The 11,051-nt window shown below is 72.9% G+C and carries 10 protein-coding genes; 4 read left to right on the forward strand and 6 right to left on the reverse strand.

Annotated elements, in window-relative coordinates; genetic code table 11:
- Nucleotides 1–9 precede the first annotated feature (9 nt).
- The 6 genes from LE181_RS21035 to LE181_RS21060 form a co-directional block, all read right to left on the reverse strand.
- Nucleotides 10–450, reverse strand: a complete 441-nt coding sequence (locus LE181_RS21035; protein ID WP_225662870.1) for an ATP-binding protein — start codon at nt 448–450, stop codon at nt 10–12.
- 269 nt (nt 451–719) lie between these two features.
- Nucleotides 720–1,712: a porphobilinogen synthase gene (hemB, locus tag LE181_RS21040; RefSeq protein WP_225662871.1), complete on the reverse strand. Its 993-nt coding sequence runs from the start codon at nt 1,710–1,712 to the stop codon at nt 720–722.
- Complete coding sequence (locus LE181_RS21045) at nt 1,709–3,358, reverse strand: bifunctional uroporphyrinogen-III C-methyltransferase/uroporphyrinogen-III synthase (protein ID WP_225662872.1); 1,650 nt, start codon at nt 3,356–3,358, stop codon at nt 1,709–1,711. Before LE181_RS21045 ends, hemB begins: the two co-directional genes overlap by 4 nt.
- The gene (gene hemC, locus LE181_RS21050) at nt 3,355–4,326 is read right to left on the reverse strand and encodes a hydroxymethylbilane synthase (RefSeq protein WP_225662873.1); all 972 of its coding nucleotides are present in this window, start codon (nt 4,324–4,326) and stop codon (nt 3,355–3,357) included. Before hemC ends, LE181_RS21045 begins: the two co-directional genes overlap by 4 nt.
- Nucleotides 4,323–5,771 carry a glutamyl-tRNA reductase gene (locus LE181_RS21055; RefSeq protein WP_225662874.1) on the reverse strand — a complete coding sequence of 483 codons (1,449 nt, stop codon included), beginning with the start codon at nt 5,769–5,771 and terminating at the stop codon, nt 4,323–4,325. Before LE181_RS21055 ends, hemC begins: the two co-directional genes overlap by 4 nt.
- Nucleotides 5,768–6,568 carry a redox-sensing transcriptional repressor Rex gene (locus LE181_RS21060; protein WP_225662875.1) on the reverse strand — a complete coding sequence of 267 codons (801 nt, stop codon included), beginning with the start codon at nt 6,566–6,568 and terminating at the stop codon, nt 5,768–5,770. The genes LE181_RS21055 and LE181_RS21060 overlap by 4 nt, the downstream gene beginning before the upstream one ends.
- Nucleotides 6,569–6,990: 422 nt before the next feature.
- On the opposite strand from LE181_RS21060, the gene LE181_RS21065 reads away from it, so the two are divergent.
- The 4 genes from LE181_RS21065 (at nt 6,991) to LE181_RS21085 (ending at nt 11,022) form a co-directional block, all read left to right on the forward strand.
- Nucleotides 6,991–7,269: a glutaredoxin family protein gene (locus tag LE181_RS21065; protein WP_225662876.1), complete on the forward strand. Its 279-nt coding sequence runs from the start codon at nt 6,991–6,993 to the stop codon at nt 7,267–7,269.
- Nucleotides 7,270–7,373: 104 nt separating this feature from the next.
- Nucleotides 7,374–8,321, forward strand: a complete 948-nt coding sequence (locus LE181_RS21070; protein WP_225662877.1) for an HAD family hydrolase — start codon at nt 7,374–7,376, stop codon at nt 8,319–8,321.
- A gap of 500 nt (nt 8,322–8,821) precedes the next feature.
- Nucleotides 8,822–9,622 (forward strand): ECF subfamily RNA polymerase sigma factor, BldN family, encoded by an 801-nt coding sequence (locus tag LE181_RS21080; RefSeq protein ID WP_190112071.1) that lies wholly within the window; start codon nt 8,822–8,824, stop codon nt 9,620–9,622.
- A 215-nt stretch (nt 9,623–9,837) separates the two neighbouring features.
- Nucleotides 9,838–11,022, forward strand: a complete 1,185-nt coding sequence (locus LE181_RS21085) for a DUF5667 domain-containing protein (RefSeq protein ID WP_225662878.1) — start codon at nt 9,838–9,840, stop codon at nt 11,020–11,022.
- Nucleotides 11,023–11,051 lie beyond the last annotated feature (29 nt).

The raw sequence follows: 11,051 nt of genomic DNA on the forward strand, positions 1-11,051 counted from the left end.
CCCTGCCCGTCATCCCGCGCCCGCTCCGAGCTCGAACCAGATGAGCTTGCCGACCAGCCCCTGGGGCTGGTCGCGCAGGGCGAAGCCGCCCCAGCTGTCGGCGCACCACTGGACGAGGCCGAGGCCGCGGCCCTGCTCCGCGGCCTCGGTCTCGGCGTCGGGCAGGGTGACGCGGTCGAGGGCGGGCAGCCGGGGGTTGGTGTCCCAGACGGCGACGCGGACGCGGTTGCCCTCGCGCTTGACGCGCACGGAGGCGGGGCCGTCGGAGTAGCGGTAGGCGTTGGTGACGAGCTCGGAGGTGAGGAGCTCGGCGGTGTCGGCGAGTTCGAGGAATCCGTGTTCCTCGAAGATGGTGCGCAGTGTGCGTCGCGCGATGCACGGCGCCATGGGGTCGGAGGGGACCTGGAGCGTGTACTCCCAGTCGTCCGTCAGTTCCGGTTCATGGCTCATGCACGCCTCCGCAGCGTAAGCGTCCCGATACACACGGTAGTCATGGTCCGAGTGCATACCCACGCCCTCGGCCGTTTCCACGAGAGACGACCTGTGTGGGTGACGATCGTGAACTATGCGCCTCGTCTTGCGTGAGCTGCGCAAACGCCTCGGGGTCGCACCAGCGCACAGGACGATGGCGGCGTTCCCCGGCCGGTGGGCCGGGGAACGCCGCCATTGCGCTGCGTCACGGACGCCGCGGGGTGCGCCCGTGGGGCGTCAAGCCGCGGTTACAGCTGCCGGGCGGCTTCCGTCGCCCAGTACGTCAGAATCATGTTCGCGCCGGCGCGCTTGATGCCGGTGAGCGTCTCCATGATCGCGCGGTCGCGGTCGATCCAGCCGTTCGCGGCGGCCGCCTCGACCATCGCGTACTCGCCGGAGATCTGGTAGGCGGCGACGGGCACGTCCACCGCGTCGGCGATCTTCGCCAGGACGTCCAGGTAGGGCAGCGCCGGCTTGACCATCACCATGTCGGCGCCCTCGGCGAGGTCGAGCGCCAGCTCGCGCATCGACTCACGGAGGTTGGCCGGGTCCTGCTGGTACGTCTTGCGGTCGCCCTGCAGCGAGGAGCCCACGGCCTCGCGGAAGGGGCCGTAGAACGCGGAGGCGTACTTGGCGGTGTAGGCCAGGACGGAGACGTCCTCGTGGCCGGTCTGGTCGAGGGCGTCGCGGATGACGCCGACCTGGCCGTCCATCATGCCGCTGGGGCCCACGACGTGGACGCCGGCGTCGGCCTGGACCTGGGCCATCTCGGCGTAGCGCTCCAGGGTGGCGTCGTTGTCGACGCGTCCCTCGGAGTCGAGGACGCCGCAGTGGCCGTGGTCGGTGTACTCGTCCAGGCACAGGTCGGACATGATGACGAGCTCGTCGCCGACCTCGGCCTTCACGTCGCGGATGGCGACCTGGAGGATGCCGTCGGGGTCGGTGCCGGCGGTGCCGAGTCCGTCCTTCTTGGCGTCCTCGGGCACGCCGAAGAGCATGATGCCGGAGACGCCCGCCTCCAGCGCCTCGACGGCGGCCTTCCGCAGGGTGTCGCGGGTGTGCTGGACGACGCCCGGCATCGCCGAGATCGGCACCGGCTCACTGGCGCCCTCCCGCACGAAGGCGGGAAGGATCAGGTCGGCCGGGTGCAGCCGGTGCTCGGCGACCATGCGGCGCATGGTCGGCGTGGTGCGAAGACGGCGGGGGCGGGCCCCCGGGAACGTGCCGTACGTGGTGCTCAACTCCGTGCCCTTCTGCGCGATCCGGGCCGCCGCTCGCTCGGGCGGGTGACCGGGTCGCCGGCCTCCAGGGCCGCGTCGCGCCGGGCCGCGCCGAACTCCGCGAGCGCCTCGGCCAGCTTGTGCACCGAGGGCTCGGGCGACAGCACGTCCACCCGCAGGCCGTGTTCCTCCGCGGTCTTCGCGGTGGCGGGGCCGATGCAGGCGATGACGGTGACATTGTGCGGCTTGCCGGCGATGCCGACGAGGTTCCGCACGGTGGAGGAGGAGGTGAACAGCACGGCGTCGAAGCCGCCGCCCTTGATCGCCTCCCGGGTCTCGGCCGGCGGCGGCGAGGCGCGCACGGTCCGGTAGGCGGTGACGTCGTCGACCTCCCAGCCCAGCTCGATCAGGCCGGCCACCAGGGTCTCGGTGGCGATGTCGGCGCGGGGCAGGAAGACACGGTCGATCGGGTCGAAGACCGGGTCGTAGGGCGGCCAGTCCTCCAGCAGGCCGGCGGCGGACTGCTCGCCGGACGGCACCAGGTCGGGCTTGACGCCGAACTCGATCAGGGACTTGGCGGTCTGCTCGCCGACGGCCGCGACCTTGATGCCGGCGAAGGCGCGCGCGTCGAGCCCGTACTCCTCGAACTTCTCGCGCACCGCCTTGACGGCGTTGACGGAGGTGAAGGCGATCCACTCGTAGCGGCCGGTGACCAGGCCCTTGACCGCGCGCTCCATCTGCTGCGGGGTGCGCGGCGGCTCGACGGCGATCGTCGGCACCTCGCTGGGCACTGCGCCGTACGAGCGGAGCTGGTCGGAGAGCGAGGCGGCCTGCTCCTTGGTGCGCGGCACCAGGACGTTCCAGCCGAAGAGCGGCTTGGACTCGAACCAGGACAGCCGCTCGCGCTGCTCGGCAGCGCTGCGCTCGCCGACCACGGCTATGACGGGCTGCCCGCCGTCGGCGGACGGCAGCACCTTGGCGGCCTTCAGCACCTGCTGCAGCGTGCCGAGGGTGGCCGTCCAGGTGCGCTGGCGCGTGGTGGTGCCGGCGACGGTCACGCTCACCGGGGTGTCGGGCTTGCGGCCGCCGGAGACCAGCTCGCCCGCGGCGGCGACGACGGAGTCGAGGGTGGTGGAGACGACCGCGGTCGCCTCGCTCGTGCCGACCTCGGCCCAGCACACGGCGGTGGCCGTACGGGCGTCGACGAACCGCACGTCGCCGCCGCGGCCGTCGCGCAGCGGCACACCGGCGTAGGCGGGCACGCCCACGGCCGTGGCGACGCCCGGCACGACCTCGAAGGTGATGCCGCCGTCGGCGCAGGCCAGCATCTCGTCGGCGGCGTTGCCGTCCAGGCCGGGGTCGCCGAGCACCGCACGGACGACCCGCTTGCCGCTGCGCGCGGCCGTCATGACAAGATTGGCGGTGTCCCGAAGGACCTGCACGTCGGCGTTCTTTGACGACTCGTCAGTAACCGTCGTGGCCGGCACGTCCACGGTGCTGCGCGCATGCGTGCGCACCACGTCGAGCACCTGCGGATCGGCGATGAGGACGTCCGCGGCGGCCAGAGCCTCCACGGCGCGCAGCGTCAGCAGTCCCGGGTCTCCGGGGCCGGCACCGAGGAAGGTGACGTGCCCGTGCGCGGGGTGGTTCGGGGCGGTGGGGTTCAAAGTGCTCGCTCCCCCATAAGACCGGCCGCACCCTTGTCGAGCATCTCGGCGGCCAGAGCGCGGCCGAGAGCAAGAGCGTCCTCCTCGGACGCGGGTACGGGACCGGTGGTGGACAGCTGCACCAGCGTCGAGCCGTCGGTGGTGCCGACGACGCCGCGCAGGCGCATTTCGGTGACAGCCTGCTCCTCGACCAAGAGGTCGGCCAACGCGCCCACGGGGGCGCTGCAGCCGGCCTCCAGGGCGGCGAGCAGGGACCGCTCGGCGGTCACGGCGGCCCGCGTGTGCGGGTCGTCGAGCTCGGCGAGCGCGGCGGCGAGCGGTGCGTTGGTCGCGACGCACTCGATCGCCAGGGCCCCCTGGCCGGGGGCGGGCAAAACGGTGTCGGGCTCCAGGAACTGGGTCGCCTCGCCGATCCGCCCGATGCGGTTCAGCCCGGCGGCGGCCAGCACGACCGCGTCCAGCTCGCCCTTGGTGACGAACCCGATGCGGGTGTCGATGTTGCCGCGGATCGGCACGGTCTCGATCTCCAGACCGAGCTCGCGCGCCCACGCGTTGAGCTGCGCCATGCGGCGGGGCGAGCCCGTGCCGACGCGGGCCCCGCGCGGCAGGGTCTCGAACGTCAGCCCGTCACGGGCCACCAGCACGTCGCGCGGGTCCTCGCGGCGCGGGATCGCGGCCAGGACGAGCTCGGCGGGCTGCGCGGTGGGCAGGTCCTTCAGCGAGTGCACGGCGAAGTCGATGTCGCCCGCGAGCAGCGCGTCGCGCAGCGCGGAGACGAAGACCCCGGTGCCGCCGATCTGCGCGAGGGACTCGCGCGAGACGTCGCCGTACGTGGTGATCTCGACGAGCTCGACCGGTCGCCCGGTGAGCTGCCGCACGGCCTCGGCCACCTGTCCGGACTGGGCCATGGCGAGCTGGCTGCGGCGGGTTCCCAGCCGCAGCGGCGCCGTGGATGAGGTGTCGTTCATGCCGACTCCCGTGCTGTGGTGTGCCTGTCGGCACGCGTGTCCGCCCGGCTGACGGCGGCGACCGCCTGCGGGTCGAGGTCGAAGAGTTCCCGCAGCGCATCGGCGTAGCCGGCGCCGCCGGGGGTGGAGGCGAGCTCCTTGACCCGCACGGTCGGCGCGTGCAGGAGCTTGTCGACGACGCGGCGCACGGTCTGCGTGATCTCCGCGCGCTGCTTGTCGTCGAGGTCGGGAAGGCGGCCGTTGAGACGGGCCATCTCGCCCGCGACGACGTCCGCGGCCATGGTGCGCAGGGCGACCACGGTGGGCGTGATGTGCGCGGCCCGCTGGGCGGCGCCGAAGGCGGCGACCTCGTCGGAGACGATGGAGCGCACCTGGTCGACGTCGGCGGCCATGGGCGCGTCGGCGGAGGCGTCGGCGAGCGTCTCGATGTCGACGAGCCGGACGCCGTCGAGGCGGTGCGCGGCGGCGTCGATGTCACGGGGCATCGCGAGGTCGAGCAGGGCCAGGCGCACGTCCGTACGGGCGGCGCCGTCCGTGCCGGCCGGAGCGGCGGCGCAGGGGCCGGGGGCCGCGGCGCAGGGACCCGTGTCCTTGCGGCCCGCGAGCGCGGCCCGTATGGCGTCGGCGGTCAGGACCAGGCCGGTCGCACCGGTGCAGGAGACGACGAGGTCGGCGAGCGCGAGCTCGTCGGCGACGGCGGCCATCTCCACGGCCGAGGCGGTCAGGCCCGCAAAGACCCCGGGCGCACCGGGCTCGGTGAGGATCTCCACCAGGCGCTGCGCCCGGTCCAGCGTGCGGTTGGCGACAGCCACGTGCGCCACGCCCGCGCGCGCGAGGGTGGCCGCGGCGAGGGAGGACATCGAGCCGGCGCCGATGACGAGGGCGCGCCGGCCGGCCGCCCAGTCGGCGACGGCCGTGCCCCCGGCGAGCTGCTCCAGGCCGAAGGTCACCAGCGACTGGCCGGCCTTGTCGATGCCGGTCTCGCTGTGGGCCCGCTTGCCGACCCGCAGGGCCTGCTGGAAGAGGTCGTTCAGCAGGCGGCCCGCGGTGTGCAGCTCCTGGCCGAGCGCGAGCGCGTCCTTGATCTGCCCGAGGATCTGGCCCTCGCCGACGACCATCGAGTCCAGACCGCACGCCACCGAGAAGAGGTGGTGGACGGCCCGGTCCTCGTAGTGCACGTAGAGGTAGGGGGTGAGCTCCTCCAGCGGCACGCCCGTGTGCCGGGCGAGCAGCGTGGACAGCTCGGCGACACCGGCGTGGAACTTGTCCACGTCGGCGTAGAGCTCGATGCGGTTGCACGTGGCCAGCACCGCCGCCTCGGTGGCGGGCTCGGCGGCCAGCGTGTCGTGCACGAGCCGGGCCTGCGTCTCGCGGGTGAGGGCGGCCCGCTCCAGCACGCTCACCGGAGCGCTGCGGTGGCTGAGGCCGACGACCAGGAGGCTCATGCCGGCATCACGGCGGGAACCTCCCCGTCCGGTCCCTTCCGGGCACTGGTGCCCGCGGCCGCCGCGCGCGGCTGCGCCGCCGGGCGGGCCCCGAGGTCCGCACGCGGCGCGCCGGCGGGCGCGGGGGTCGTCTCCTCGCCGGCCTTGCGCTGCTCGTGGAAGGCGAGGATCTGCAGCTCGATGGAGAGGTCGACCTTGCGCACGTCCACGCCCTCGGGCACGGCGAGCACGGTCGGCGCGAAGTTCAGGATCGAGGTGACGCCCGCGGCCACCAGCCGGTCGCAGACCTGCTGGGCGGCACCGGCGGGGGTGGCGATGACGCCGATGGACACGCCGTTGTCGCTGATGATCGATTCGAGCTCGTCGGTGTGGCGCACGGGCAGCCCGGCGACCGGCTTGCCTGCCATGGCCGGGTCGGCGTCGATCAGCGCCGCGACGCGGAAGCCGCGGGAGGCGAAGCCGCCGTAGTTGGCCAGGGCGGCGCCGAGGTTACCGATGCCGACGATCACGACGGGCCAGTCCTGGGTCAGGCCCAGTTCCCGCGAGATCTGGTAGACGAGGTACTCGACGTCGTAGCCGACACCGCGGGTGCCGTACGAGCCGAGGTAGCTGAAGTCCTTGCGGAGCTTGGCGGAATTGACGCCCGCCGCGGTCGCGAGCTCCTCGGAGGAGACCGTGGGGACCGAACGCTCGGAGAGCGCGGTCAGCGCACGCAGATACAGCGGAAGCCGGGCGACGGTGGCCTCGGGGATCCCTCGGCTTCGGGTCGCCGGTCGGTGAGTTCGGCCAGTTGCCACGGTGCTCCTGCGGGTAGAGCGGGGCTGCAGGCGGCGCCTTGTCCCAGGACCGCCCCGTCGAACGCAGGCTATGCCTTTGTGAACGCGTGCACAAAGATGGTGTCCGTTTTGCCCCGGCAAAGTGATGGGTGTCACGCGGTGATTCGGCCCGATCCGGGAACCATGGTCCGCACTGCCGCGACCGCAACGCCCGTCACAGGAGCACCACAGGCACGAGGGCCGGGACATGGGCCGCTCACTCCTCACCGCGCTGCGTCGTCCCGGGGGCCGGCCCCCGGTCCCCGGCCGGAAAAAATCCCCGGACACCGATAAATCGCCCACGATGGTAGTCGACTCAGGCACCCAATTCGGCCGGGCGGACGGCCGCACGGACGCCCCCCGCGCCCCGCGCGCCCCGCCGCCGAGGCGGCACAATTGCCCTCATGAGCCCGCTCCTGCGCCGCACCGCCCGCAAGAACCCCGCCGACAGCGTCGTCACCCTGATCGGCAAGCCCGGCTGCCACCTGTGCGACGACGCCGAGGCCGTCATCGCCGAGGTCTGCGGCGAGCTCGGCGCGCGCTGGGAGAAGAAGGACATCACCCAGGACGAGGAACTGCACCGTAAGTACTGGGAGCAGATTCCGGTCGTCCTGGTCGACGGCGACCAGCACGACTTCTGGCGGGTGAACCCCGCCCGGCTGCGCAAGGCCCTCGGCGGCTGAGCGCCACCCGCCGGGCGGTGGGTCACCGGACCGACGCACAGAGTTCACGCCATCGCACCGTCCCGACTTCCGGTTACCCCGAACAAACTGGCTATGCTCGCGGCATGGCCGCACTCGGATGGCTCACCCACCGCAGGCGCTCCGCGACCGCACGCAGCGTGCTGGCAGGCGAGGCGGCGGCGGAGGCAGCCCGCAAGTCCGCGCAGGAGAACGAAGAGGCACTGGCCGAGGGGGTCCCCCTGGGGACCGAGGAGCCGGAGCCGGAATTCCCGGTGGCCGGCGACGAGCGGGCCGCCGCGTTCTTCGACCTGGACAACACGGTCATGCAGGGCGCCGCCATGTTCCACTTCGGCCGCGGCCTCTACAAGCGGCACTTCTTCGGCAAGCGCGAGCTCGCGCGCTTCGCCTGGCAGCAGACCTGGTTCCGGCTCGCGGGCATCGAGGACCCCGAGCACGTGCAGGAGGCCCGCGACAGCGTCCTGTCGATCGTGAAGGGCCACCGCGTCTCCGAGCTGATGACCATCGGCGAGGAGATCTACGACGAGTACATGGCCGAGCGCATCTGGCCCGGCACCCGCGCCCTGGCCCAGGCCCACCTGGACGCGGGCCAGAAGGTGTGGCTGGTGACCGCCGCCCCGGTCGAGACCGCCACGATCATCGCCCGCCGCCTCGGCCTGACCGGCGCCCTCGGCACCGTCGCCGAGTCGGTCGGCGGCGTCTACACCGGCAAGCTCGTCGGCGAGCTGCTGCACGGCCCCGCCAAGGCGGAGGCGGTCCGCGCGCTCGCGGCCGCCGAGGGCCTGGACCTCGCACGCTGCGCGGCCTACAGCGACTCGGCCAACGACATCCCGATGCTCTCGCTCGTCGGCCACCCCTACGCGGTCAACCCCGACAGCCGGCTGCGCAAGCACGCCCGCGAGCGCGGCTGGCGGCTGCGCGACTACCGGACGGGCCGCAAGGCCGCCAAGATCGGCATCCCGGCCGCGGCCGGCCTGGGCGCACTGGCGGGCGGCGCGGCCGCCGGCATCGCCCTGCACCGCCGCCGCCGCTGAAGCAGGCCCCCGGCCACCCGGCGCAGCACCCGCCGCCGGGGCACCGCAGCCACCCGGCACAGCACCCCGCCGCCCGGGCGCCGAAGCCCGCGGAGGGGCCGCCGCGGCGCGCCCCGGCGTCACCCTGCCCCGTCACTGGAACGGGCGACAGCTCCGGCGCGCCTCCTCGCCACGGCCCGTAACCGGTCTGATCGCACAGGCAATCCTGTTGTCATACCCCCACATGGCCCCCGACAGTCCTGCGGTGTCCGGATTGCCACAACACGCTGCCCAATCGGCCACACCATCGGCAAATTCAGTCAACTTCCCTTCGTAGTTCGATATTTGATCGGTCACGAACCGGCGGGAGATCGAACGGAAACGATGATTTGAGCAACTCGGTGTAGCGCTGCCTGTACGAAGGGTTATTCTCCTCAAACGCAAGCCGGTGTCTGCTTGTCCCTACGACGAGTGAACGGTCCGGCACTGCACGTGATGGAAGCTCTGCCTCTGGGAGTCCCGTGTACCCACACGTCGGGGTTGACGCCTCGGGCCTGGCTACGCTGCGCGCAGCGGTCGTCGACCGCCTGCGCGGCTTCGTCCCCACCGCGTACGCCGTCCCTGCCTTCGCCACGCTCGCCCCTGCCGTAGCGGGGGGCCCTGCCGGCCCCTGCTACGCCCTCGCCGAGAGCAGCGCGGCCGTCGGCAGACGCGCCCGCCGAGCTTCCGGCACCGGTACGTCCACCACCACCCGCCGCCCCAGCGCCGACAGCGACAGCGCGCGCATGCTCGACCTGGTCGAGCGCGCCCAGGCGGGTGAGGCCGAGGCGTTCGGCCGCCTCTACGACCAGTACGCCGACACCGTCTACCGCTACATCTACTACCGCGTGGGCGGCCGGGCGACGGCGGAGGACCTCACGAGCGAGACGTTCCTGCGTGCCCTGCGCCGGATCGGCACCTTCACCTGGCAGGGCCGCGACTTCGGCGCCTGGCTGGTGACCATCGCCCGCAACCTCGTCGCCGACCACTTCAAGTCGTCGAGGTTCCGGCTCGAAGTGACCACGGGGGAGATGCTCGACGCCAACGAGGTCGAGCGCAGCCCCGAGGACTCCGTCCTCGAATCCCTCTCCAACGCCGCTCTGTTGGAGGCGGTGCGCAAGCTCAACCCCCAGCAGCAGGAGTGCGTCACCCTGCGCTTCCTGCAGGGCCTCTCGGTCGCCGAGACCGCCCGCGTCATGGGGAAGAACGAGGGCGCCATCAAGACCCTGCAGTACCGGGCCGTGCGCACCCTCGCACGTCTCCTCCCGGACGACGCCCGCTGACCCTGCGCCGACCCGATGCCCGACGTCACTCCCCCGCGGCCACCTCGCCCCGGCCGCGTAACCCGACTGCCGCGCCGCTCGTTGTCCGGGGTGCAGACTTCCCCATGCCACGTCATGCCGCTATGCACTCACTCGATCGAGTGGATGTTCTCAAGGCATGCAACCCTTCAGGTGCCGAGGGGAGTCGACCGTCATGACGAGAGGAGGTGCCGCCTGTGATCGCGAACGTATCGGCGCACCGGCGGGCGAACGCCTTCGCCCAGGCCCTGGAGGACCAGGACGTCCAGGGTGCTGCGGCCGCACAGTCCGGACCATCGGCGGAAGACGCCGAGCAGGCAAAGCTGTTGGCCCTCGCGGGTGGGCTGGGTGAGCTGCCGTCCCCCACGCTGGACCCCGAGGTCAAAACGGTGCAGCGGGCGCAGCTGATCGCCGCCATGGAGGCCCAGTTCGGCGGCGCCGGCGTCCCGGAGCAACGCTCCGTGCGGGGCGCCCACCGGGCGAGTCCGCTGAGCCGGCTGCGGCCGCGCTCCCGCTGGTCCAAGGGACTGGCGGCCGGCGGTCTCACGGTGGGGGTCGCGGCCGGTGCGTTCGGCGGCGTCGCGGCGGCCAGTTCCAACGCCCTGCCCGGCGACACCCTCTACGGCCTCAAGCGCGGCATGGAGGACCTCAAGCTCGGCATGGCCGACGGCGACTCCACCCGGGGCGGGCTCTTCCTCGACCAGGCCACGACGCGGCTGCAGGAGGCCCGCCGGCTGATGGAGCGCGGCCGGTCCGGCGAGCTCGACCAGGAATCCCTGGCGGAGATCCGCCGGACGCTCTCCGGCGCCCGGCACGACGCCGCCGAGGGCCACCGCCTGCTGCACGGCGTCTACCAGCGCGACGGCTCGCTGGGCGCCATCGAGCGCCTGTCGACGTTCGCCTCCTCCCAGGGCGAGGGCTGGAGCCGGCTGCGCGACCGCCTGCCCGACCAGCTGACCGACGTCGCCGACGACGTCAGCTCGGTCTTCGCCGCCATAGACGATGAGGTCGAGCCGCTGCGCTCCCTGCTCCCCGACGACAAGCACGGCAAGAAGGGCCCCGGCAGCCGGGAGGGCGGCTCCACGCGCGGCGCGCGGGAGAGCGCGGGCCACTCGGCACCGTCGTCCAAGGCCCCGGCCGCGTCCGACGGCAAGCGCTCCGGCAGCAAGCCCCCGCAGTCCTCCCCGGGCTCCTCCGACGAGCACCAGGGCCTCCTGGGCGGCACGGGCCTGTTGCAGCCCGCGCCGAGCGACAGCGCCGGCTCCGAGCGTCCGTCGCACGGCAAGGACGGCAAGCCGTCCAAGCAGCCGGACATCACCATCCCGCCGCTGCTTCCGGACATCCTCCCGGGCCTCGGCATCCGCGGGGACGACGACAAGTAGGCAAGGCCGCGTCGTGGGGGGGGGGGGGG

Source organism: Streptomyces sichuanensis (assembly GCF_020328095.1).
Taxonomy (GTDB): domain Bacteria; phylum Actinomycetota; class Actinomycetes; order Streptomycetales; family Streptomycetaceae; genus Streptomyces; species Streptomyces cinnamoneus.

Bases quoted from the DNA above. Each gene is read 5' to 3' on its own strand.
- LE181_RS21035 (WP_225662870.1), bottom strand. From the start codon at position 450: ATGAGCCATGAACCGGAACTGACGGACGACTGGGAGTACACGCTCCAG.
- hemC (WP_225662873.1), bottom strand. From the start codon at position 4,326: ATGAACGACACCTCATCCACGGCGCCGCTGCGGCTGGGAACCCGCCGC.
- LE181_RS21055 (WP_225662874.1), bottom strand. From the start codon at position 5,771: ATGAGCCTCCTGGTCGTCGGCCTCAGCCACCGCAGCGCTCCGGTGAGC.
- LE181_RS21065 (WP_225662876.1), top strand. From the start codon at position 6,991: ATGAGCCCGCTCCTGCGCCGCACCGCCCGCAAGAACCCCGCCGACAGC.
- LE181_RS21070 (WP_225662877.1), top strand. From the start codon at position 7,374: ATGGCCGCACTCGGATGGCTCACCCACCGCAGGCGCTCCGCGACCGCA.